The sequence below is a fragment of the Clostridium sp. YIM B02551 genome (assembly GCF_022324735.1).
Classification (GTDB): Bacteria; Bacillota; Clostridia; order Clostridiales; family Clostridiaceae; genus Clostridium_T; species Clostridium_T paridis.
The window spans coordinates 54,918-79,192 of the sequence record NZ_JAKGTF010000013.1; the positions used below are offsets into that span (position 1 = coordinate 54,918).

A 24,275-nucleotide genomic window follows, 5' to 3' on the forward strand; every position below is an offset into this window, starting at 1 on the left:
TACCCCAAAAAATACAAGGTGGTGAATATATATGAAAAGACAAATTCTAATTAATGAAATTTCACTAATGATTGCGACTGTTTTCTTAATCGTTGCTGCATTTCAAAAAAACATATATATACTTCTCATAGGTTTAATTATGATTGGATATTCTTCTAATAAGATAAAAAAACTAAAAGCAACTAAGAAGGAGTAGAATGTATGGATAGAGAAGAATTAATCAAATTAATTTCAGAGCATACAATGGAATCTTCTGAAGTAATCGAGTATTTAGGAATTTCCAAGCAAAGATTATCTGATATGAATAGGCAGGGTAAATTAATAGCGGTTAAAAAGGGGATTTACTTAAAAGAGGATGTTGAAAAAAGAAAAGAAGAGCAAGGTGAACTTAGAGAAAAGTATTATAAGAGATAGTTAAAAGCACAACTAAAGTAAATTCTTTAGTTGTGCTTTTATAGTTTTTAAATTAACAATATATATATATTGTTAATTTAAAATATACAACTATATCCTATATATGGTACTATTTAGTTATAATGTAAAAGGGGAGAGGACTTATGAGAAAAAAGATAATTGTATTATTTATTATAGGAGTAGTGAGTGTTGGTTTAGTTTCTTGTTCTTCTAAGAAGGATAATACACAAAGTGCAAAATCAGATACAACTCAGACTGAGACTAAGAAGGAAGATGAGAATAAAAAAGAGCTTACTCAAGACGAATTAAATGCAAAAATAAAATCAGAGGCTAAGCCTATAAAATTTGTAGATATAAATGGGCATGAAGATGATTTTAAGAATAAATCTGTATACATAGAAGGTGAAGTTACTAATGTTGATAATACAGATTCAGTATTTCCAAAGTTTACAGTTACGACAAATGAAGATGGCGGTAGTGGCATGTACAATGTAATGAATATGTTGAAGTATGAAGTTAAGCAAGGTCAAAAAGTAAAAATATATGGCAAAGTAACTGGAAAAGATTCAGGATTAATTCAAATAACAGCTAATGCAATTGAATAAGGAAAGTCCCATCTTGGGACTTTCCTTATTTTGATTTGTATATTAATTTGTCATTCATTTTTATTGATTTTATATTAATAAATAAGCCGAGTAACTTTTGATTGTCTTTAGGATTATTCACTATGAACACCTTCTTCTTTCATTAGAAAAAACCAATTCTACTAATTCATTAAAAGTATCCTCATAATAATGAGGTTGAGTCTCTTTTTGGTTTCCACTGGAGCTTATAAGATTTTTACCATATTTTAAACCTTTATCGGTTAAAGATTTATATTTCTTGGTACCTTTAGAAGTAGAAGGACGTGTCTTTTCTTCTAAAAGTCCATATTTAATGAGTAAGGAATTCATTTTTATAGTACTCATTCCAACTTCATATTGTTTTAAAAGTTCACTTAGTGACTTAGTAATTTTTTCGTCTGTATAATCAGGAAGGTATTCTGTAGTTAAATTATGAGCTTTATTAAATTGCTTAAGCATTTTAATTTTACTACCCTCATTAATATTAAGCTTATTCATTACAAAATCGAGCATCATTTGTTCTTTCTTGAAGTGATCTATTGATTCTAGTTGTCTTTGTTTAACCTTCTTTTCTACATCAATGAAATATCTTCTGATTTTTTTTCCTTGTTCATTGTTCTCAACCATTGCAATTTCTTTTGCAATATCAAGTTTCAAAATATATTCCGTACTAGGTCTGCCGCCATAAGGTTTTTCTGTTTTTTCGGAAAAAGTTATATAGTCAATATTTTCATCAAAGTTATATTTTTGAACCCTATCCTTTATCCAATCAGAAAACTTTGTTTTAATTTCTAGGAATGAATGCAATTCTCGTGCATTAACTAGTTGTTCACCTTTTTCATTCTCCATTACAGGTACTAAACCATTTTCAATTATTTTCATTACTGTATCCTCCTTTGAATTTAGAGTATTAAAATTTTTCAAAGTAGGTTATAATATAAATGAAGATTATATTATTGCACCTACTTAGGTGTGCAAGCCTTTTGTTAGTTACCAGCTAATTAAAGGCTTTTGATATTTAAAAGAATAATTCTTGGATAGGCGTTTCTAATAACTCAGATATTTTTTTCATTAAATCGATATTCACATTTTTTACCTTATCTCTTTCGAGTGCAGATAATCGATATCTTGAAATTTTCAGTTCCTTAGCTAAGTCGCCTTGCTTAAAACCTTTTTCAATTCTTTTTAGCTTTAATTGTAGACCCATGACTCACCTCCTAACACACACAAATGTGTAACTAATAATTTAATGCTAACACACACATTTGTGTATGTCAAGCACAAATGTGTATACTTTTTAAGTTTTGTTATTTATAATATATATAAAGGGAGGAATTGATATGAATACATCAATAGGTGAAAATATAAAGAGATTAAGAACGGAAAAAGGATTGACTCAAAAAGAGTTAGCAGAAAAATGTAATATTTCATTATCAGCCTTAAATAAATATGAAAGAGGCGAAAGAGTCCCTAAAATTGAAAATATCAGCTCAATTGCTTCTGCTCTAGGAGTTAATTCACATGAAATTGTTAAATCTAGAGAATTTTTAAATGAGAGTGGGCAAATGTACTTTATAAGTTTATCAAAAGATGAAGAAGAGATGGTAAAGGAATTGTGTACAAATAAAACTCTATATATGTTGAAATTTTTAGATATGGATGATTTCAACTTAAGTATTTTAAGCATAGAAGACATAAGAAATTTACAAAAGAAAATGATACAAACCGCTGTAGACTTTTACCGTACTCTGGATAAAGATAATGAGCAATAAATTATTTTAGGTAAATATGGTGATTAAATGGTAAAGAATAAATTGAGAGAAATTAGGATGAGAGAATATATGAAGGAACCTGGTGAATTTGCAAAACTTTTAGGCATTTCTAATAAAGTATATTGGAGTTGGGAGAATAATAAAAGTCGTCCTACACTTGAAAAAGCATTAGAAATAGCTGAAATATTGAATAAGGATGTTAAAGAAATATGGCACCGAGAGTAGGTGTCTATTTTTTTATCTTAAAAATCTCAAAAAATATAATTTTATCTAATATTTTAGGAAACTTATTACTTTTTAGTGCATATAGATATATTAGAAAAACGAAAAAACAATAAAATTTAAGAAATTTAGGAAGGTGAGTGAATGATAATAGGATTTGATAATGGAAATATAAACATTAAGACTTCAAAAAATATTATCTATGAAAACAGAATATCTACTGATCCACGTTTATATGAAGATATAGAAAACCTAAGAGTAGAATTTCAAGGGACCAAGTGCACTTTAGGGCAAGGTGAATTTAAAACAAACTATCTAAAAGCTACTAGAGAGGATACATTAATTAATATTTTTACTTCAATAGCATTAAGTACAAATGATGAAGTGAACCAGGTAGTAGTTGGTCTACCTATACAACAATTTAAAACTGATAGGGATAGACTACAGCAACTAATTATGGATAATAGAATTCAAAAATTTAAGCTTAATGGACAAACAAAGAACATCATTATTTCAGAGTGTGCAGTATTCCCAGAAAGCCTTGCGACTTATTATAGCTTATCTAATGAGATTAAGCTGAGCATAGGAAATCTTGACCTTATACTTATAGATATAGGTGGCAGGACAACTGATATTGCTCAATATTCAATTGTTAATGGAAAGCGAAAACTAATAAATTTTATAACTTTACCTGCCGGAATAGTTAATATTTATAGTGATTTTATTAAAGAAATTAATGATAAGTGGGGGCTTGATAAAATAAAAGAAGATGCACCCAAAATATTAAGAGACGGGTTAGAAGTAGATGGGGAAAAAGCAGATATAAAATTCACTAAAGCAGTTTTTGAAAAGTACGTAGGCCGTATAATGGGTGAGTTAAGACTAAATTACCCTATAAGAACATCAAAATGTATCTTGTGTGGCGGTGGAGGTATATTATTACAAGGTTTTTTTAGAAGAGAAATCAAGGGAATAATAGTAGTAAATGATATATTTAGTAATGCTAAAGGGTTTGAAAAGGTAGGTGAACAATTATGGAAGAATTAAGACCTATTACAATTAGTTTTAAAAAGAAAAATCCAGAAGAAGTGGAGTTATCTAAAATTCTTTCAAGAAAAAGTTCTGCTGCTGCATTTGTTAAAGATATTCTTATAGATTTACTAGTTAGAGGAAAGAATCAGCAAAATGAAATTAAGCTTATTGATACAAAAAGAAATGAAACAGTTAAGGATGAGATATCAGAAATATTTGATTTATGAACATTTTTAATAAAAAAATAGCCTAACCTTACGATGGTTAGACTATCCCTATTGCTTTATCTCACTACAACGCTTCGCTTATTAGCTTCACTAAAGCTTATGCATGTCAAATATAAAAATATGCCTAAATTTAATCTGATTTTTAAATATTCATAAATTCTTAATTAATAGCAAAAAGTTATTATTGCATCTATTCCAATAACAACTAACGCTGTTATAACAAATCCTAGAGACATATAAATCACCTCAAAAGTATTTTTGCCAATTATAAGTAATTTATTCAAGGAGGAGAAATGAAAGTTGTATTCTTTTACTGTGCAACTAAAGATAGAAAAAAGGAATTACTAAAAAAGTGTTTATATAGAACAGCAAGCATTACTGCAGGAATAATGGTTACGTATTGCGTTTTACCTACACCACTTTCATATACAGTAGCTTATGCGGATGAGCTAGAAAAAGGAGTAAGTGGGATTACTAGCATAGGATACTCAGTTTGGAAAGTTTTAAAAACAATATCTATGTTTGTCTTAGCTTGTTTCACTGTGCGAGATATTCTAAAAGAGCTGAATGATAGCTCTATAAAGGATATATCAAAAATATTGGTTAAATATTTAAGTGCTTGGGCGGTCATAGTATTTATTCTTAAAATATTTGGCTGGGTAGACAGTTTAGCTAAGTAAAGGAGGAAAAGCATGTTATTAAATGTAATAGAATTAATAAATAAATCACCTTATGGAGAGCTTAAAAACACTTTGAAAGAACCAGTATTTGATGTATCAAAAATACCTGGAGCAGATCAGATGCAGAGTTTCTTTGACACAATGGATTCATTCAATAAAAATATTGGCAAAGTAATTAATTTTATAGGTAAAATAGGTTACTCAATAGCACATCCAGCGGTGATATTTCATTATATATTTTCAATATTTGGTGTAATATGTATCATCATAGTTTGTGGAGGCATTATTGCATATGCTATGGGATATAAAAAAGCGGGATTATGGGTACAGGGTTCAATAGCAGGATATGTAATAATTAGAATGCTAGGAATGGTTATATGAAAAGCGTTAAAATAATAGATTGTTTTAAAAATAAACAGACTTTAAAGCTAAGCGAGTACTTCAAGGTTATAAATCAAAAGTATATCTATATAAAGATTACTCCTGATACATCAATACGAAATTACAATAGTGCGAATATAGCAAAAGCGATTGTTTCACTTTACAAGCCGATACAAGCTAGAATTCATAAAGTTAATAAAGCTTGGGAGATAGAAGATCTATGCAAAGTAACATTTTATATTTATATAAGTAGAAACACAGTTCAATTCTATTTCATAATACCAGAGTTTGCAGAAAAACTAATAAAAGAAAAATTAAGTAATACATGGCCTAAGGCTACAATAAAAAGAGTAGACAGTATTCCTTTATTTTCTGAAAAAGCAATACAATATGAGATTGCATATGCAAAAGAGGATGCTTTAAGCTTGGATATAAATAAAAAGTGTAATGAGCCATTAAACTCAATACTGAATGTTATAGATATATTACAAGATGATGATAAAGTAGGAATTATATATAATTTGATGCCATGGAGCCAAAAAGGATGGAAAAAGGAGTTTACTGAAACTATAGATAAAATCAAGCTAAACAAACCATTAGATAAAGAGAAAAGCTCAAGCAGTTATTATTTAAAATTAACTATATACTTAGCATTTAATATATTAGATATACTATTAGGAACTTTCACTGAGTTTCTTGGAGGTAAAAACACCAAGAATAAAACTTTATCTGAAGTAGCTATAACAAAGATAAAGGACTTAAAACTAAGTGAAGCTACAATTAAAAAGAAAGAAAACTCAATAATAAATACTCAGATATTAGCATTATCAGAAAGTAAAGATAAGATACGAGAAAAAAATAATATTACATCTATCTGCGAAAGTTTTAAAACAATAAATGAAGATAATGAGCTGAAATATAAAAAAGTAAAAACAAAATATACTATTGAGGATTTTAAGATTAAGAAAGTAGTATCAAATAAAATGTCAGTTGATGAAATACAAAATTTATTTGAGTTACCTGGACGAGAACTCTTACTAAAGCATAAAAATATTGAAAGAATAGATGTACTTGAAGAGGCTGTTATTCCGGAACTTCAAAATGGGTATATGTTATTAGGCGAAGTTAAATATAAAGATATAATACAGAATGCATATTTACCTAGTGATCCTCTATATGGGAATTTGCCAGTAACTCTTTGTGGTCCAGAAGGAAGCGGGAAAAGTACATTACTAATAAATAAAGCTTATGAAAGTTGGAAAGCAAAGAAAGCTTGTATAGTAATTGACTATATTAAAAATAATGAGGTTTGTAGAGAGCTAATCAAATTAATCCCAAAAGAGGATTTGATTATAATAAATTGTGGGGATCATAAGCAGATACAAGGACTTGGCTACAATGAAATTGTGACTGATAGCATGGATCCATACGATATACTAGAATCTTCTTCAATGCAAACAGAACAAGATGTGTGTTTAATTGATAGTTGTAATCCAGAACCGCTTTCAGGAAGAATGTTAAAATTCTATTTGGCAGCAGCAAATATAGTTCATATTCAACCATATATGAATATGTCTAATGTAGTAGAGTGCTTAGAGGATTATAAGAAGAGAAAAGAATATATTGATTACATTAATAAACAACATGAAATTATTAGGCACGAACTATCAGGAGACATACAAACCTTAAGTGAATTAGATGATATCGGAAAGGATGGCAGCATTATAGGAACTAAGACCAATAGTATTTCATATATAATGGATAGAATAATCAAACTTAAGTCTAACATGCAATTAAAACATATGTATTATAAGAGTTGTAAGGAAAATATTAATTTTGTTCAAGCTATAAATGATAAAAATATAATCCTAGTAATGATGCCACAGATTAAATTTTCTACCCCGATAAGCAGAAATGTTTGTGCAACATACTTTATTAGCAAAACTTGGCTTGCTGCGCAGATAAGAGGAAGTAACGAAGATAAAGTAGATCCAGTAAATATAATTATAGATGAACTATACCAGGTACCAATTGCAGAACAACTAATAGGTGAAACACTAGAGCAAGCCAGAAAGTTTGGAAATAGATATATCTTTAGTTGCCACAATTTTAATCAATTGAAGATAGCTCCAATTTTAAAAAGTGAAGGAAGTTACATTTTCATGCATGGATCAGATAAAGTAAATTATGATGTATTTAAAAATGAACTTGATCCATATGTCTATGAAGATATGATGAACCTAAAAGAATTTCATGCTTTAAATCTAATAAAGTATAAGAATGGATGGAATAAATTTATAAGTAAGCTGCCATCACCTATAAAAATGAGTTAAATACTAAATTAAAAGAGTAATGTGGGAATTCCCACATGATTCCCACATTAGTTATAGAAAGATGTATTTCAATATAGTTTGATATAGTTGCAAACATAAGTAAAATCAGTAGTTACAGAAAGATATAATTAAGATTAATATTAATCGAGCCATAAGGCGAGTGTGGGGTCAAAAACCAGGTCAACTAGCTTTATTACAATATATAATGTTAGATAACAGTCTATTATAGGCTGTTTTTTTATTTACCGTAATATACGCAATAAATGTCCTATAAAGGGGAAAAAGCAAGAAAAAAGGAGATTTCACAACCTAAACTCACTAAATATTCTGTAAATTCAGAAAATTCGTATTGATATTATGTAAAAATAATTGTAAAATAATATTAACAAACAAGTACTTAATTCTTAATATAAGAGTTAAAGTATAAGAGGGGGTTGACCTTATGAAAGTAACTGTAATTGCAAAAAATATTGAATTAACACAAGCATTAAAAGACACTGTTGAAAAGAAGATTTCCAAGTTAGGAAAGTATTTTAATCCAGATGTTGAAGCTAGAGCAACCTTAAGTGTACAAAAGAATAGACAAACTATCGAAGTAACCATTCCTTTTAATGGAATTATACTTAGAGGAGAAGAATCAACAGATGATTTATATAGGTCAATAGATTTAGTTGAAGAGAAGCTAGAAAGACAAATTAGAAAACAAAGAACAAAAATTTCTAGGAGATCTCATGGTGGAGCTGACTCACTAAGATATGTTAACTTTGAATCAATTCCAGAAGAAGATGAACAAGAATTCAAAGTTGTTAAGACAAAAAGGTTCAATGTAAAGCCAATGTCAACTGAAGAAGCTATATTACAAATGGAACTATTAGGACATAATTTCTTTGTATATCAAGATGGAGAGACAAATGACATGAATGTTGTATATAAGAGAAAAGATGGTCAATATGGTTTAATTGAAGCAGAATTTTAAAACATACGTAAAAAATTATATTTATAATAAAACTCAGCGAAAGCTGAGTTTTTAAATTCTGATATAAAAATTATAAAATAATTATTGGATTGACCAAAACCTTGCAAAATGTGTAGTCAATGCTATAATATATAGGTAGAATTATAAAATAAATAGAAGATTGTGAGGATAAATATGGGGATAATTAGTAAGGTCTTTGGAAGCTATAGCGATAGGGAAGTAAAAAGAATTAAACCTATAGTTGACAAGATAGATGAATTAGGACCAGAAATGGAAGCACTAAGTAATGAAGAACTTAGAGCAAAAACTGATGAATTTAAAAAGAGAGTACAAGAAGATGGAGAATCTTTAGATCATATTTTACCTGAAGCATTTGCAGTAGTAAGAGAAGCAGCTTGGAGAACAATTGGACTTAAACATTATAGAGAACAATTAATTGGTGGTATAGTACTACACCAAGGAAGAATTTCAGAAATGAAAACTGGTGAAGGTAAAACATTAGTGGCAACCTTACCAGCTTATTTAAACGCTTTAACTGGAAAAGGGGTTCATATAGTTACAGTTAATGATTACCTTGCAAAAAGAGATAGAGACTGGATGAGCAATGTATATGAATTTCTTGGGTTAACCACTGGAGTTATTGTTCACGAACTAAACAATGATCAAAGAAGAGAAGCATATAATTCAGATATAACTTATGGAACAAACAATGAGTTTGGTTTTGATTACTTAAGAGATAATATGGTAATTTACAAAGAAGAAAGAGTTCAAAGAAAATTAAACTTTGCTATTGTAGATGAGGTTGACTCAATACTAATAGATGAGGCAAGAACTCCACTTATTATTTCAGGGGCAGGAGAGAAGTCTACTGAATTTTATAAAATAGCAGATTTCTTTGTTAAAAAGCTTAAGTTTGAAGAGCACTACACAATTGATGAAAAGGCAAATGCTGCGATGTTAACAGAAGAAGGCGTTAAGATGGCAGAAGGTGCATTTCAAGTGCAAAACTATGCTGATGCAGAGAATATGGAATTACAGCACTATATAACTCAAGCTCTTAAAGCTAACTATGTAATGAAAAGAGATAAAGATTACATGGTTAAAGATGGAGAAGTTATAATAGTAGATGAATTTACTGGAAGACTTATGGAAGGTAGAAGATACTCTGATGGTCTTCATCAAGCAATAGAAGCAAAAGAAGGAGTAAAAGTAGAAAGAGAATCTAAAACACTTGCAACAATAACATTCCAAAACTACTTTAGAATATATGAAAAACTTTCTGGTATGACAGGTACTGCATTAACAGAAGAAATAGAATTTAGAGAAATCTATGGGCTAGATGTTATAGTTATACCTACACATATGCCAATAGCAAGAATGGATCATCCAGATTTAGTGTATAAAAGTGAATTAGGTAAGTTTATGGCAGTAGTTGAAGAGATTGCAGAAACTTATGAGACAGGTCAACCAGTTCTAGTAGGTACTGTAAGTATTGAAAAATCTGAACTACTTTCATCTTTATTAAAGAAAAGAGGAGTCCCTCATCAAGTTCTTAATGCTAAGTATCATGAGCAAGAAGCAGAAATCATTACTCATGCTGGTGAAAGAGGAATGGTTACTATAGCAACTAACATGGCAGGTAGAGGTACTGATATTAAGCTTGGTGAAGGTGTTACAGAGCTTGGCGGATTAAAAATAATAGGTACTGAAAGACATGAATCAAGAAGAATAGATAATCAGTTAAGAGGTAGATCTGGACGTCAAGGAGACCCAGGATCTTCAAGATTCTATATTTCTCTTGAAGATGATTTAATGAGAATATTTGGATCTGAGAGAATTGCTCCAATGGTTGACAAACTTGGTCTAAAAGAAGATGAAGCTATAGAAAGTAAAATGGTTTCAAAATCTATAGAAAATGCTCAAAAGAAAGTAGAAGGAAATAACTTTGATATAAGAAAAACATTACTTGGCTACGATGATGTTATGAATATGCAAAGAGAAATTATCTACAAACAAAGAGCTGAAGTTTTAGAAGGTGAGAATGTTAAGACTGAAGTTATGGATATGACTAGAGAACTTATTCATGCTTCTGTAGATGCACATTTAGTTAATGCGGAAGATGATATAGATACTCAAGTGAAGAATCTTTTAGTATATTTAGAAGACATATGCATTCCACATGGAACCTTTACTGTAGATGAGTTAGCTAAACTTTCAAATGAGGAAATAAAAGAAACTCTATTATCAAAAGCTAATGAGATATATGCTGGAAAAGAACTTGAATTTGGCGAAGAGCAAATGAGAGAAGTTGAAAGAATTATTTTATTAAGAGCTGTAGATACAAAGTGGATGGATCATATTGATAGTATGGATCACTTAAAACAAGGTATAGGATTAAGAGCATATAAGCAACAAGACCCTACTCAAGCATATCAATTTGAAGGTTCTAATATGTTCGATGAAATGATTGAAAATATTAAACTTGAAACTGTTAGAATGTTATTCCATGTAAGAGTAGAAAAAGCACCAGAAAGAGAAAGAGTTGCAGAAGTTACAGGTGCTTCTCATGGTGGTGAAGAGGAAGAAACAAAGAAACAACCAGTTAAGAAAGAAAAGAAGGTTGGAAGAAATGATCTTTGCCCATGTGGTTCAGGAAAGAAATATAAGAACTGCCATGGAAGAACTAGTATATAAGGATAAATAATTAGTTAAAGAAACTCAGCTTAGCTGAGTTTCTTTGAATTAAGAGATAAGTTAGAAAAAGTGTCTTATATGAAACTTAGTTTATTGATGTATAAGTAGGTTATTAATTGAACCTAAAACTCTATAATATAAATAATGTTAGAAAGCGGTGATGTAAATGATTTTAGAACTAGAAAATTCTATTTCGAAATTTAAAGTCATAAAAGAAATATTAGAGGAAATGGGGGCTTCACTTTGACCTTTCAGGTTTAAATAAGAAGCTTCAGGAATTAGAATTAAACATGCAAGAAAAAGGCTTTTGGGATGATATAGCAAAAGCAGGAGAAATAACTCAAGAAGCTAAAAGAGTTAAGGACAAAATAGAATATTTTAATTCACTTTTTTCTAGAGTAGAAGATATAGAAGTATTAATAGAACTAGCAGAAGAAGATGATGATGAAACTATAAAAGAGGCTATTAATGAAATTAATATGCTTAACAATGAAGTGGAAAAGTTGAAAATAGAAATACTTTTATCAGGAGAATATGATAGAAATAATGCGATTTTAACCTTGCATACAGGAGTAGGTGGAACTGACGCTAATGACTGGACAGAAATGCTATTAAGAATGTATACTCGTTACTGTGAAAGTAGAGGATATAAGTTAGAGACACTAGATTATTTACCTGGAGATGAAGCAGGAGTTAAAAGTGTAACCTTAAGAGTTGAAGGTGAATTTGCATATGGATATCTTAAAGCTGAAAAAGGAATTCATAGATTGGTAAGAATTTCTCCATATAATGCAAATGGTAAACGCCAAACTTCTTTTGCATCAGTAGAAGTATTGCCAGAGCTTACGAAGGAACAAGATATAGAAATAAATCCTACGGATCTTAAGACAGATACCTATAGAGCAAGTGGAGCAGGTGGGCAGCACGTAAATAAAACAGAATCGGCTGTTAGAATTACGCATATACCAACTGGAATAATAGTTCAGTGCCAAAATGAAAGAAGTCAGATTCAAAACAGAGAAACAGCAATGAATATGCTTAAAGCAAAATTAATTGAATTAAAAGAAAGAGCTCATAAAGAGAAGATTGAAGACTTAACTGGAGAACTTAAAGACATGGGATGGGGAAGTCAAATAAGATCATATGTATTCCATCCCTATTCAATGGTAAAAGATCATAGAACTAATTATGAAACATCCAATGTTAATAGCGTAATGGATGGAGATATCCAAGATTTTATTAATGTATATTTAAGTCAAAATTAAAAATAATTAAGAGTAAAAACGCTAGATTTAAATTTTCTAGCGTTTTTAGCATTTATAGACTTTTTCATTATTCATAAACTTTGAAGTAAATCTTTTATATGGTATTCTATATGTAAAGAAAACATAAAAGAGGGTAGTAATTATGGAAGTTAAAAATACAAAGGCTTATGAAGTGGTTATAGATAGTATAAAAGATATGGTATTTAAAAGAGAATTGAAAAAAGGAGATAAACTTCCAACGGAAAGAGAACTTGCTGAAAGTCTTAAGGTATCGAGAACTTCTGTAAGGGAGGCAATCAGAGCATTAGAAATAATTGGACTAGTTGAAAGCAAACAAGGGGCAGGAAATTATATAAAAAATGACTTTGCTACATCGTTATTTGAACCTTTATCAGTAATGTTTATGCTACAGGAAAGTAGTCCAAAGGATATATTTCAATTAAGAGAAGTTCTAGAATTAGAATGTTGTAGATTGGCAGCTAAAAATATAAAGGACTATGAAATGGATAGGTTGCTAGCAATAATAAGTGAAATGAAAGAAACTGATAGTGAGGAAAGAAGCAGCATTTTAGATAAAGAATTTCATAACCTTATTACAACTACAAGCAGAAATAAGTTAATAATAAATGTTTTAAATGTTGTTTCGAAATTAATAGAAATATCAATTAAGGAATATAGAAGTCAAATTATAGATTTATTTAAGAATGATAGAAAATTAGTTGAAATACATGAAAGTATATACTTAGCATTAAGAAGCAGAGATGAAGAAAAGATAATTAAAGCAATGGAACAACATTATACTTTAATAAAACAATCTGTCAAAATGTAGTTAATCTTTTAACAGTCACTTTAATAAATTATTTAAAAAATATAAGTATTTTTAATAAAATAGTAATATTGTATTTGAAACAAGGCTTTTTAATAAAAAAAATAAAAAGCCTTGTTTTATTTTTATTTATTATTCCATTCATGCGAGAAAAGGTTTACAATATAATTGTAAGAATTGGTCAGACCAATTTTAATATTGGTAGAACCAATATTAGGGGGAGGAGTATATGAATAATTACGTATTATTTTTAATAGCCTTATTACCAATAATATGGCTAATGGTATCCTTAGGTAAATTAAAGATCCCAGGATATAAAGCAATCCCTATAGCACTAGTTATAACAATAGTATTAGCAGTTTTAGTTTGGAAAGTTTCAATAACAAATGTATTTGGTGCAACCTTAGAAGGGTTTGCCATGGGTTTATGGCCTATCATGATTGTAATAATAGCCGCAGTATTTACTTATAATCTTACATTACATACGGGTGGAATGGATGTCATAAAAAAAATCATGACAAGTATAACTACAGATAAAAGAATATTGGTACTTATACTAGCATGGGGATTTGGAGGATTTCTAGAGGCAGTAGCAGGATTTGGAACAGCAGTTGCAATACCAGCAAGTATAATGGTTGCGTTAGGATTCGAACCAGTATTTGCAGCAGTAATATGCCTTATGGCAAATACAACACCAACTGCGTTTGGAGCTGTTGGACTACCAGTATCTACACTTGCTAATGTAACTGGAATTCAGGTAGCACCTTTATCTTATGCGGTTTCAATGCAACTATTTGCGCTCATTATTGTAGTGCCAATTGCATTAGTTATGATAACTGGTAAGAGTGTTAAGGCCATTAATGGAGTTTTAGGAATTTCTATAGTATCTGGACTAGCATTTGCAGTTCCACAAGTGATAGTAGCTAAATATTTAGGAGCAGAACTTCCTGCAATATTAGGATCAGTTGTTTCTATGGGAGCAACAATACTTTGGGCAAAGATATTTCATAAAGATAAAGCACAAAAGAATACAGAAGCCATTGGTTTTAAAAAAGGGTTAATGGCGTGGTTACCTTTCATATTGGTATTTTCGTTTATATTATTAGCTTCGCCGCTAATTTCAGCAATAAATGGACCGTTAGCATCAATTAAAACATCAATAAAGCTTTATCATGGGGTAGGAGGAAAACCTTACACATTCCAATGGATTACAGCTCCGGGTACTTTAATTATAATAGCAACATATTTAGCAGGGTTTATTCAAGGATTTTCATTTAAAGAAATTACTAAGGTATTATTTAAGACAATAAAACAAATGAGTATTTCGTTTATAACTATATTATCAATAGTAGCATTAGCAAAAGTAATGCAGTATAGTGGGATGATTAAATCAATTGCTGTAGTATTAGTTGCAATTACAGGTCCACTATATCCACTTATAGCACCAATCATAGGAGCTTTAGGAACTTTTGTTACAGGTTCAGATACATCAGCCAATGTTTTATTTGGAGGCTTACAGGTTGAAGCGGCTAAAGGATTAAATCTTGATCCATATTGGCTAGCAGCAGCAAATACAGTTGGAGCAACTGCTGGCAAGATGATTTCACCACAAAGTATAGCAGTAGCAACAGCAGCAACTGGATTGAGTGGTAAAGAAGGAACAATATTAAATTCAACTTTAAAGTTCTGTTTAGTTTACGTAATCGTTTTGGGTCTCATAGTTTTTCTAGGGGGAAGACTAATAGGAGTATAAATACTAATTATATGGAGGAGATATAGAATGAATATTATTGTTTGTATTAAGCAAGTTCCAGGAACATCAAAAGTAGAGGTAGATCCTGTTACAGGCGTATTAAAGAGAGATGGAATAGATACTAAAATGAACCCATATGATTTATATGCCTTAGAAACAGCAATAAGATTAAAAGAAGAATTAGGTGGAGTAATAAAAGTAATTTCAATGGGGCCACCTCAAGCAATGGATGTTATAAAAGAAGCCTATGCAATGGGAGCTGATGAAGGAACTATAATCTCAGATAGAAAATTTGCAGGAGCAGATGTATTAGCAACCTCTTATACAATCTCTCAAGGAGTAAGAAAATTAGGAGAGTTTGATATTATAATTTGCGGAAAGCAAACTACAGATGGAGATACTGCGCAAGTAGGACCAGAGATGGCAGAATATCTTGGATTACCACATATATCAAATGTTAGAAAGATAAAAGAAGCAAGAGATAATTCTTTAATAGTTGAGATGGATATGCCTAATACTATTGAAGTAGCAGAAATAAAATTCCCATGTCTAATAACAGTTGAAAAAGATATTAATGAGCCAAGGTTACCATCCTTTAAAAGAAAAGTAGCAACAAGAGATAAAGAGATAAAGATGATTTCACTTAAAGAATTTGAAGATCAAGATGAGATGAAATATGGATTAAATGGATCACCTACTCAAGTAGAAAGAATATTTCCACCAGAAGTAAATAGTCACAGAGAAATGTGGAAAGATGAAAGTGGACAAATAGTTAAAAAGATGGCGAAAACTCTTAAGGAATTGAGATTTATATAGGGGGAATATATTATGGCAAAGTTAGTAGTTCATAGTGAAAAGATTAATGATAAAAATGAAGTAATAAAGATGTGTCCTTTTGGAGCAATGGAAATAGTAAATGATAAGGTTGAAATAAATGCTAATTGTAAAATGTGTAGATTGTGCGTAAAAAAAGGACCTGAGGGTGCATTTGAATATGTGGAAGGTGAAAAAAAACCTGAAGTTAACAAAAATCTATGGAAAGGAATAGGAGTGTATGTTGATCATGTTGAAGGAGATATACATCCTGTAACTTTTGAATTAATAGGAAAAGCAAGAGAGCTAGCAGAAAAGATTAAACAAGAAGTATACTGTGTATTTATAGGAAATAATGTTGAAGATAAAGCACAAGAACTATTACATTATGGAGTTGATAAGGTTTTTGTGTATGATCACGATAGTTTAAGGGAATTTAGAATTGAACCATATTCAGCTGCTTTTGAAGACTTTATAAACAATGTTAAACCAGCAGCTATTTTGGTAGGAGCAACTACTGTAGGCAGAAGCTTGGCACCTAGAATAGCAGCTAGATTTAGAACAGGGTTAACTGCTGATTGTACAATTCTTGATATTAAAGAAAACACCGATCTTGTTCAAATAAGACCAGCCTTTGGTGGAAATATAATGGCACAAATAGTGACTCCAAACTCAAGACCACAACTAGCAACAGTAAGATACAAGGTTATGGTTGCACCAGAAAGAAATGAAGAATGTACAGGAGAAATTATATCTTGCAAGATAGGAGAAGAAAAGTTAAAATCAGCAATTAATGTTTTAGAAGTATTTAAAAAAGAAACAGAAATTGGAATATCAGATGCAGAGGTGCTAGTTGTAGCAGGCAGAGGAGTTAAATCTCAAAAAGACTTAAGCATGATAAAAGAATTAGCAGAGCTTTTAGGTGGAGAAGTTGCAGTAACAAGACCGCTTATAGAATCAGGTTGGGCAGATGCAAAAATGCAGGTGGGATTAAGCGGAAGAACTGTAAGACCAAAATTAATTATAACTTGTGGAGTATCAGGGGCAGTACAATTTACTGCAGGTATGAATAAGTCAGACGTTATATTTTCTATAAATAAGGATGAAAAGGCACCTATATTTGGGGTAGCTCACTATGGAATAGTTGGAGATATGTATGAAATAGTGCCAGAGCTTATTGAAAATATAAAATCAGCTAAGGAGGCATAATATCATGGAATATAAAAAAGTTGAAAATCAAGACTATTTAGAAATAAAAAGAATGATAAATGATGATGAGAGGGTTTTATATAAAGAAAATATAGGTGAGGATTATTCTCACGATGAATTAGGTGCAGTTAAAAAAATGCCCGATTTAGTAGTTCAAGCTATAACTACTGAAGATGTATCCAAGGTTATGAAATACGCATACGAAAATAATATTGCAGTTACCCCAAGGGGCTCTGGAACAGGATTAGTTGGGGCTGCTGTCCCAATACATGGCGGAATAGTAATTGACTTATCTAAAATGAATAAAATACTTGAGCTTGATGAAGAGAATTTGACTCTTACATTAGAAACTGGTGTACTACTAATGGAAATATCAAAATATGTTGAGGAATTTGATTTATTTTATCCACCAGACCCAGGTGAAAAAACAGCTACTATCGGAGGTAATATAAGCACAAATGCTGGTGGAATGAGAGCTGTAAAATATGGAGTAACAAGAGATTTTGTAAGAGGTTTAGAAGTAGTACTTCCAAATGGAGAAATAGTAAACTTAGGAGGAAAAGTAGTAAAAAATAGTTCTGGATATGCATTGAAAGATCTAATAGTGGGTTCAGAAGGAACACTTGGAATTGTAACAAAAGCTATATTAAGATTATTACCATTACCTAAAAAAGCAATATCTCTACTTATACCTTTTCCTGATTTAGATAGAGCTATAGAGACAGTTCCGAAGATAATAAAATCTAAAACTATTCCTACAGCAATCGAATTTATGCAAAGAGCTGCAATAGTAGCTGCAGAAGAATTTTTAGGAAAGAAGTTCCCAGATTCTCAATCAGATGCTTATTTATTATTAACTTTTGATGGTAACTCAAAGCAAGAAATAGAAGCTAGTTATGAAAAGGTAGCTAATATATGTTTAGAAAATGGAGCTTTAGATGTATTAATTTCTGATACAGAAGAAAGACAAGAATCTATTTGGTCAGCTAGGGGAGCCTTCCTAGAAGCAATAAAAGCCTCTACTACTGAAATGGATGAAGTGGATGTTGTAGTTCCAAGAAATAAAGTTGCAGAATTTATAAAATATACACATCAACTAGAAGAAAAGCATGAGATAAGAATAAGAAGTTTTGGACATGCGGGAGATGGTAATTTACACATATATATTTTGAAGGATGAACTTGATGAAATAACATGGAACAAAAAACTTCAAGATGTTATGGAGGATATGTATGCTAAAGGAAGAGAATTAAAAGGACAAGTTTCTGGAGAGCATGGCATTGGATTAGCTAAGAGACCATATCTTAAAAAAGCAATACCTGAAGAAAACTTAATTATTATGAGGGGAATTAAACAAGCTTTTGATCCTAAGAATATCTTAAACCCAGGAAAAGTTATTTAGTTCTTTAAAGTTAAAAAATGGAGGTAATGCCTCCATTTTTTATTTTAAACTAGAAATTAGTTTAAGATGTTGTAGGTTGGTTATTTCCTCTTTGGAAGTTCCCCATAACCTTTTGTAAAACCTTATCGGCTTGATCTTGAGTAATAACCCCATCAGATACTAATTTACTTAATGGGTTAGATCTTTGTCTATCCTTGTTGCCATTCTGGGAATTATTATTACTATTATTAGAGTTATTGTTATCTTGCTTACTATTATTTGCCTGCCCATTCTGATTTCTTGTGTTTGAAGTTAAGGCATCTATTATCTTAGTACCTTGATCTTTTGTTATGGTTCCATCAGCTACTAATGCATCAATATTAGTTTGCATTTGTTTTTTTCTTTCTTCTGGATCTATTCTTTGCCCACCTTGCTTAAAATATCCTTTGCCATTAGCTTGCTTATTGTTGTTTGAATTATTTTTTGATTGACAGCCAGTTAAAATACTTGCAGTAATTCCTAGGACAAGAGCCGGAATTATAGCTTTCCTTAATATAGTCTTATTTTTCATTATAACACTCCTTAATTTTATGATGTAGGGGTTTTATAGGAAACTTAATTTATTCTTACATAAATAAATTATTAGTTGAACTTAAAACCCAATAGAATGGTTACTGCTTCTAAATATAGAGGACTATTGTGACAATATCATGTTAAGAGTTTGAATAATTTGTTACATTTAGCTAAAATAATATATGAATAGAATTTTAAGGAGGACATATGAGTAATATTAGAGAAACTTTAAGTAAAGAGTTAAGAATAAGTTTACCTCAAGTTGAGAGTGTAATTGAATTATTAGATGGAGGTAATACAGTACCTTTCATTGCTAGATATAGAAAAGAAAAAACTGGTGGATTAACAGATGAAGTATTAAGAAAATTTGAAGAGAGATTAATATATCTAAGAAATTTGGAAGAAAGAAAATCAGATGTAATTAGGTTAATAGATGAGGGTGGAAACCTAACTGAGGAACTGAAAAACAAAATATTAAAAGCTGAAACGCAGTCAGAGGTTGAAGACATCTATAGACCATTTAAACCTAAAAAGAGAACAAGAGCAACTATTGCCTTAGAAAAGGGATTAAAGCCACTAGCAGATGTAATTTCTACAGGAGAATTTAGTGGAGATGTTTTAGATGAGGCAAGTAAGTATATAGACGAAGAGAAACAAGTAAATACTGTACAAGAAGCATTGCAAGGTGCAATGGACATTATTGCTGAAGAAATTTCTGATAATGCAGATTATAGAAAATGGCTTAGAGAATTTTTATTTAGGGAAGGTACTTTAGAAACAAAAGGCTCATCAGATAGCCCTACACCTTATGAAATGTATTATGAATATTCTGAAGCAGTTAAGTTTATACCTTCGCATAGAATTTTAGCCATTAATAGAGGAGAAAAAGAAAAGATTCTTAGCGTAAAGGTTGTATCTCCAGAAGAAAAAATAATAACATATTTTAAAAATAGGATTCTTAAAGGAAATAAAACTACTGATAAATATTTAGAAGATGCAATAAAGGATTCCATAAAGAGACTTATATATCCATCAATTGAAAGAGAAATAAGAAGTGAACTTACAGATAAAGGTGAAGAGGGAGCAATAAGAATATTCAAGGAAAATCTCAAAGCATTGCTTATGCAGCCGCCTATAAAAGGAAAAGTAGTAATGGGCTATGATCCAGGTTTTAGAACAGGATGTAAAGTTGCAGTATTAGACGATACAGGAAAGTTTTTAGAGAAGGCTACTGTATATCCAACAGTTCCTAGAAGTGATATTGAGGGAACTATAAAAACACTTAAAGGACTTATTAATAAGCATGGGGTAGAAGTTATATCCTTAGGGAATGGAACTGCATCTAGAGAATCGGAAGAAGTCATAGCTAGAATGATAACTGAAATTAAGAATGAGACTGGTAGAGAATTATTTTATTGTATAGTTTCAGAAGCAGGGGCATCAGTTTACTCAGCTTCAGAGTTAGCACAAAAGGAGTATCCAGATCTTGATGTTACTATTAGAGGAGCTATTTCTATAGGAAGAAGATTACAGGATCCTCTAGCAGAATTAGTTAAGATAGATACAAAATCAATAGGAGTAGGACAATATCAACATGATGTTACTCCAAAAAAATTAGATGAATCATTAAAAGGTGTAGTTGAAGATTCGGTTAATAAAGTAGGAGTAGATTTAAATATAGCTACCCCTTCATTATTAAGCTATATATCAGGAATTAATTCAAGTATAGCAGGAAATATTGTGGCTTATAGAGAAGAAAACGGTAAGTTTAAGAGCAGAAATGAATTACTTAAAGTAAAAAGATTAGGACAAAAAGCATATGAACAGTGCGCAGGATTTTTAAGAGTTATGGAAAGTGAAGAACTTTTAGATAATACTTCAGTGCATCCAGAATCTTATAAAATTGCTAAGAAACTAATAGCAGAATTAGGATACAATAAAAATGAATTAAAAAATGGCCAATTAGCTGATATAGATGAAAGAGCTGATAAAGCAGGCATAAAAGAATTAGCAGAAAAATTAGAAGTTGGGGAACCTACATTAAAAGATATAATTAAAGAACTTAAAAAACCAGGTAGAGATCCAAGAGAAGAACTACCAAAACCAATATTTAAATCAGGAGTTATTGACCTTAAGGATTTAAAACCAGGAATGGAACTGATGGGAACTGTAAGAAATGTTTCAGATTTTGGAGCCTTTGTTGATATTGGAGTTCATCAAGATGGATTAGTTCATAAGTCACAAATGGCAAATAGAAGAATAAATCATCCACTTGATGTAGTAAAATTAGGAGATATTATTAAGGTTAAAATTTTAGAAGTTGATGAGAAAAGAAAGAGAATATCATTAACAATGAAAGATGTGGATTAATAATATAAAAGACTTGTCAAAAATAAAACAAAGTTATATAATAAAGGTAAGAAAAAATTAATATCTTCAGGGCGGGGTGTAATTCCCCACCGGCGGTATAGCCCGCGACCCTTATAAATTTAAGGTTGATTCGGTGAAACTCCGAAGCCGACAGTATAGTCTGGATGGAAGAAGGTAATATTTAGGTAACTACGTTTATTTCGCCCTGAATCATTTTGATTCAGGGTTTTTTAGTTTATCTTAATATTGCCCCGAAGAAATATAGGAGGCGTATTATTAATGAATAATTCCAAGTTAAACAAACAAATAAAAATAGCATTGCTAGCTGGTTTGGCATTTGTGCTAATGTATTTTGATTTCCCAATACCAGGTTTTCCACCATTTCTAAAAATTGATTTATCAGATATTCCGGCCTTAATAGGTTCATTTGCATTAGGACCAATAGCAGGTGTAGTAATAGAATTAATTAAGAATATATTATATACACTAATAAAAGGAAGCCAATCTGCATTTATCGGAGAATTTGCTAATTTTGCAATTGGAGGAACTTGGGTATTAGTAGCAGGATTAATTTATAAATACAAGAGAACATTTAGTGGTGCTTTAATTGGACTAATTGTTTCAGTAATTGCAATGACTGTTGTTGCAGTTTTACTAAACTATTTTATACTACTACCAATGTATGTTAATGTATTTAAAGTTCCAATAGGTGATTTAGGAGCATTTATAGCAACTGCAACATTACCTTTTAACTTAATAAAAGGAGCAGCAGCTTCAGTTCCAACATTGCTTTTGTATAAGCAAGTATCAGCTTTATTAAATAGTGAAGCTAGAAAAACAGAATATAGATAATATAGGATTTTTTAGGAAACTTCAGTTGAACTTAAAACCCTAAAATAAAGGTCTAGATTTAAATAAAATCTAGACCTTGTTTTTATAATATTAATTACTCTTTAATTTCTCTTTTCCACATAATAATTGCATCTTCGCCATTATCTTGATAATATTTTTTTCTAATTCCATCTTGAGCAAAGCCGTATTTTTTATATAAGTTTTGTGCAACTATATTAGATCGTCTAACTTCTAAGGTAATATCTTTTGCGCCTTTGTCATAGGATTTTTTTAAAAGCTCTTTCATCAAAATATCACCTATTCCTAAGCTACGATAATCTGGATGTACAGCTATATTAGTTATATGAGATTCATCAAAGATTACCCATATGCCACCAAATCCAACTACTTTTTCATCTTTTTTTGCAACTATATAAGTTGCAAGCTTATTATTTAATTCATTATTAAAAGAATCATAGCTCCAAGGTATTGGAAAAGAGAAGATTGCAATTTCGCAAACATCAGCTAAATGTGCTGATTTCATTTCAACAATTTCAATATTTTCTGGTATATCCTCCATTAGTCTAACCTTAATTTCCTTTCATACTCTCTTTCAGCTTGAGATTTTCTAAGATATAAAGGGGTTGAGTTGTTTATATCATCCTTTTCCCCAAGTAATAATTTTTCTAATCCAAGCTCACCTAAAGAAGCTGCTCTTGTATAATTAAGATGTTTGGGTGGAAAATGAGCATTACTTTTTAAGTTTTTTAGCTCTTCTTCATATTTATAAGTACCATCACCTACAAATATAACTGATTCATCATATTTATCTAGCAAATTGCCTAACTCCTCAAGAGATATTATAAGGTAATCACTTAATCTTTCTAGATTGCCATTACTTGACTTGTAAATTGCAGTATAGACATTTCCTCTTAATGCATCCATTACAGGACAAATGATGCCATTAAATGTAATGACATTGTATGCAAGACCATCTAAGTTTGATATTGAAACATAAGGCTTTTTAATTCCTTGACTCATTCCTTTTATAGTAGCAAGACCAATTCTAAGACCAGTGAAGGAACCAGGACCTTCTGAAACTACGAATCCATCTAAATCATTAACAGATAATTCATTATCTGTTAATAATCTATCAATCATTGGCAAAAGTAGAATAGAATGCTGTTTTTTATCATTTAAACTATATTCTCCAATAACTTTTGTACTATCTAAAAGTGCGACAGTAGCAACAGAAGTGGAGGAATCAATACTTAAAATCTTCATAAAATTTTCTCCTCAAAATTTTTAAATCTGCCTCCAAAAGCTTTAATTCTAATCTTTCTATAGTTTTCTCCAAGCTCAGGAACTTTTTTTATATTAATATGTACAAATTCTTCAGGAAGTATATCCTCTATGTAATTAGCCCATTCTATTAATGTAGCACCTTTCCCGAAAACATATTCATCAAACCCAATTGCCATAATTTCATCAGAATCACTTACTCTATATACATCAAAATGGAATAAAGGGATTCTACCACTATGATATTCATTTACTATATTAAAAGTAGGAGAGGTTATTTCCTCATTTACTCCAAGTCCCTTTGCAAATCCTTTAGATATATGTGTTTTACCGGTACCTAAATCTCCAGTTAAACAAAAAACATCTCCCGCTTGAGCTAATTGACCTAGTTTTTCGCCAAGCGATAGAGTTTTTTCTACAGAATCAATAATATACTCCATAATTGACTCCTTTCAAATAGTTTATTTAATTATTATAGCTTATATTTTATCCAAATTATAGAGAAAATGAAAGGTAATATATTACATATTAGTTAAGAAAGTCTTACATCCAGTATATATCAATTGAAATTATACATATATTATTATAGAATATACTA

General features: G+C 30.5%; 26 protein-coding genes and 1 riboswitch. Of the genes, 20 read left to right on the forward strand and 6 right to left on the reverse strand.

Going from position 1 to position 24,275, the window contains the following annotated elements:
• Positions 1-31: 31 nt before the first annotated feature.
• From L1S47_RS15770 to L1S47_RS15780, 3 genes are all read left to right on the forward strand, one after another.
• On the forward strand, positions 32-196 hold the full coding sequence (locus L1S47_RS15770; RefSeq protein WP_238884556.1) for a hypothetical protein: 165 nt from the start codon (positions 32-34) through the stop codon (positions 194-196).
• 5 nt (positions 197-201) lie between these two features.
• Positions 202-414 (forward strand): helix-turn-helix domain-containing protein, encoded by a 213-nt coding sequence (locus L1S47_RS15775; RefSeq protein WP_238884558.1) that lies wholly within the window; start codon positions 202-204, stop codon positions 412-414.
• A gap of 143 nt (positions 415-557) precedes the next feature.
• Positions 558-1,019 (forward strand): DNA-binding protein, encoded by a 462-nt coding sequence (locus L1S47_RS15780; protein WP_238884560.1) that lies wholly within the window; start codon positions 558-560, stop codon positions 1,017-1,019.
• Between the two features lie 120 nt (positions 1,020-1,139).
• On the opposite strand, the gene L1S47_RS15785 is transcribed toward L1S47_RS15780, so the two are convergent.
• Both L1S47_RS15785 and L1S47_RS15790 read right to left on the reverse strand, forming a co-directional pair.
• Entirely contained in the window at positions 1,140-1,919 is a 780-nt protein-coding gene (locus tag L1S47_RS15785) for an antA/AntB antirepressor family protein (protein WP_238884561.1), read from the reverse strand.
• Positions 1,920-2,055: 136 nt separating this feature from the next.
• A complete protein-coding gene (locus tag L1S47_RS15790) occupies positions 2,056-2,244 on the reverse strand; it encodes a helix-turn-helix transcriptional regulator (protein ID WP_238884563.1) in 189 nt (62 codons plus the stop codon).
• A 133-nt stretch (positions 2,245-2,377) separates the two neighbouring features.
• Here L1S47_RS15790 and L1S47_RS15795 point away from each other — a divergent pair, with 133 nt between their 5' ends.
• The 15 genes from L1S47_RS15795 to L1S47_RS15865 all read left to right on the forward strand — a co-directional run bounded on the left by L1S47_RS15795 (position 2,378) and on the right by L1S47_RS15865 (position 18,622).
• Positions 2,378-2,809: a helix-turn-helix domain-containing protein gene (locus L1S47_RS15795; protein WP_238884569.1), complete on the forward strand. Its 432-nt coding sequence runs from the start codon at positions 2,378-2,380 to the stop codon at positions 2,807-2,809.
• A gap of 27 nt (positions 2,810-2,836) precedes the next feature.
• On the forward strand, positions 2,837-3,034 hold the full coding sequence (locus L1S47_RS15800; RefSeq protein WP_238884571.1) for a helix-turn-helix domain-containing protein: 198 nt from the start codon (positions 2,837-2,839) through the stop codon (positions 3,032-3,034).
• 141 nt (positions 3,035-3,175) lie between these two features.
• Positions 3,176-4,078 carry a ParM/StbA family protein gene (locus tag L1S47_RS15805; RefSeq protein ID WP_238884572.1) on the forward strand — a complete coding sequence of 301 codons (903 nt, stop codon included), beginning with the start codon at positions 3,176-3,178 and terminating at the stop codon, positions 4,076-4,078.
• Entirely contained in the window at positions 4,066-4,290 is a 225-nt protein-coding gene (locus L1S47_RS15810; RefSeq protein ID WP_238884573.1) for a hypothetical protein, read from the forward strand. Before L1S47_RS15805 ends, L1S47_RS15810 begins: the two co-directional genes overlap by 13 nt.
• Before the next feature lie 293 nt (positions 4,291-4,583).
• Positions 4,584-4,970: a hypothetical protein gene (locus tag L1S47_RS15815; protein ID WP_238884575.1), complete on the forward strand. Its 387-nt coding sequence runs from the start codon at positions 4,584-4,586 to the stop codon at positions 4,968-4,970.
• A 12-nt stretch (positions 4,971-4,982) separates the two neighbouring features.
• Positions 4,983-5,351: a hypothetical protein gene (locus L1S47_RS15820; RefSeq protein ID WP_238884577.1), complete on the forward strand. Its 369-nt coding sequence runs from the start codon at positions 4,983-4,985 to the stop codon at positions 5,349-5,351.
• Positions 5,348-7,684 (forward strand): hypothetical protein, encoded by a 2,337-nt coding sequence (locus L1S47_RS15825; protein ID WP_238884578.1) that lies wholly within the window; start codon positions 5,348-5,350, stop codon positions 7,682-7,684. The genes L1S47_RS15820 and L1S47_RS15825 overlap by 4 nt, the downstream gene beginning before the upstream one ends.
• Positions 7,685-8,126: 442 nt before the next feature.
• Positions 8,127-8,660 (forward strand): ribosome hibernation-promoting factor, HPF/YfiA family, encoded by a 534-nt coding sequence (hpf, locus tag L1S47_RS15830; RefSeq protein ID WP_238884580.1) that lies wholly within the window; start codon positions 8,127-8,129, stop codon positions 8,658-8,660.
• A 174-nt stretch (positions 8,661-8,834) separates the two neighbouring features.
• Positions 8,835-11,354: a preprotein translocase subunit SecA gene (secA, locus tag L1S47_RS15835; RefSeq protein ID WP_238884581.1), complete on the forward strand. Its 2,520-nt coding sequence runs from the start codon at positions 8,835-8,837 to the stop codon at positions 11,352-11,354.
• 166 nt (positions 11,355-11,520) lie between these two features.
• A protein-coding gene (gene prfB / locus L1S47_RS15840; RefSeq protein WP_238884583.1) for a peptide chain release factor 2 occupies positions 11,521-12,619 on the forward strand; the annotation gives its coding sequence in 2 pieces (ribosomal slippage) (positions 11,521-11,598 and positions 11,600-12,619; 1,098 coding nt in all).
• 142 nt (positions 12,620-12,761) lie between these two features.
• A complete protein-coding gene (locus tag L1S47_RS15845; protein ID WP_238884585.1) occupies positions 12,762-13,448 on the forward strand; it encodes a FadR/GntR family transcriptional regulator in 687 nt (228 codons plus the stop codon).
• 226 nt (positions 13,449-13,674) lie between these two features.
• The gene (locus L1S47_RS15850; RefSeq protein ID WP_238884587.1) at positions 13,675-15,198 is read left to right on the forward strand and encodes an L-lactate permease; all 1,524 of its coding nucleotides are present in this window, start codon (positions 13,675-13,677) and stop codon (positions 15,196-15,198) included.
• Between the two features lie 27 nt (positions 15,199-15,225).
• A complete protein-coding gene (locus L1S47_RS15855) occupies positions 15,226-16,014 on the forward strand; it encodes an electron transfer flavoprotein subunit beta/FixA family protein (protein ID WP_238884588.1) in 789 nt (262 codons plus the stop codon).
• Between the two features lie 12 nt (positions 16,015-16,026).
• Positions 16,027-17,220: an electron transfer flavoprotein subunit alpha/FixB family protein gene (locus L1S47_RS15860; RefSeq protein WP_238884590.1), complete on the forward strand. Its 1,194-nt coding sequence runs from the start codon at positions 16,027-16,029 to the stop codon at positions 17,218-17,220.
• Between the two features lie 4 nt (positions 17,221-17,224).
• Positions 17,225-18,622, forward strand: a complete 1,398-nt coding sequence (locus tag L1S47_RS15865) for an FAD-binding oxidoreductase (protein WP_238884592.1) — start codon at positions 17,225-17,227, stop codon at positions 18,620-18,622.
• Positions 18,623-18,683: 61 nt separating this feature from the next.
• Here L1S47_RS15865 and L1S47_RS15870 read toward each other — a convergent pair whose 3' ends face one another.
• Positions 18,684-19,172 carry a hypothetical protein gene (locus tag L1S47_RS15870; protein ID WP_238884597.1) on the reverse strand — a complete coding sequence of 163 codons (489 nt, stop codon included), beginning with the start codon at positions 19,170-19,172 and terminating at the stop codon, positions 18,684-18,686.
• A gap of 209 nt (positions 19,173-19,381) precedes the next feature.
• Here L1S47_RS15870 and L1S47_RS15875 point away from each other — a divergent pair, with 209 nt between their 5' ends.
• Both L1S47_RS15875 and L1S47_RS15880 read left to right on the forward strand, forming a co-directional pair.
• Positions 19,382-21,544, forward strand: a complete 2,163-nt coding sequence (locus L1S47_RS15875) for a Tex family protein (protein ID WP_238884599.1) — start codon at positions 19,382-19,384, stop codon at positions 21,542-21,544.
• Positions 21,545-21,602: 58 nt separating this feature from the next.
• Positions 21,603-21,724: riboswitch (FMN riboswitch) on the forward strand.
• A gap of 99 nt (positions 21,725-21,823) precedes the next feature.
• Positions 21,824-22,396, forward strand: a complete 573-nt coding sequence (locus L1S47_RS15880; protein WP_238884603.1) for an ECF transporter S component — start codon at positions 21,824-21,826, stop codon at positions 22,394-22,396.
• A gap of 94 nt (positions 22,397-22,490) precedes the next feature.
• On the opposite strand, the gene rimI is transcribed toward L1S47_RS15880, so the two are convergent.
• From rimI to tsaE, 3 genes are read right to left on the reverse strand one after another with little or no spacing between them, the layout of a single operon-like run.
• Positions 22,491-22,955, reverse strand: a complete 465-nt coding sequence (gene rimI, locus L1S47_RS15885) for a ribosomal protein S18-alanine N-acetyltransferase (RefSeq protein ID WP_202767992.1) — start codon at positions 22,953-22,955, stop codon at positions 22,491-22,493.
• A complete protein-coding gene (gene tsaB, locus L1S47_RS15890; protein ID WP_238884608.1) occupies positions 22,955-23,659 on the reverse strand; it encodes a tRNA (adenosine(37)-N6)-threonylcarbamoyltransferase complex dimerization subunit type 1 TsaB in 705 nt (234 codons plus the stop codon). Before tsaB ends, rimI begins: the two co-directional genes overlap by 1 nt.
• Positions 23,656-24,117 carry a tRNA (adenosine(37)-N6)-threonylcarbamoyltransferase complex ATPase subunit type 1 TsaE gene (gene tsaE, locus L1S47_RS15895; protein WP_202767990.1) on the reverse strand — a complete coding sequence of 154 codons (462 nt, stop codon included), beginning with the start codon at positions 24,115-24,117 and terminating at the stop codon, positions 23,656-23,658. The genes tsaB and tsaE overlap by 4 nt, the downstream gene beginning before the upstream one ends.
• Between the last annotated feature and the right edge of the window lie 158 nt (positions 24,118-24,275).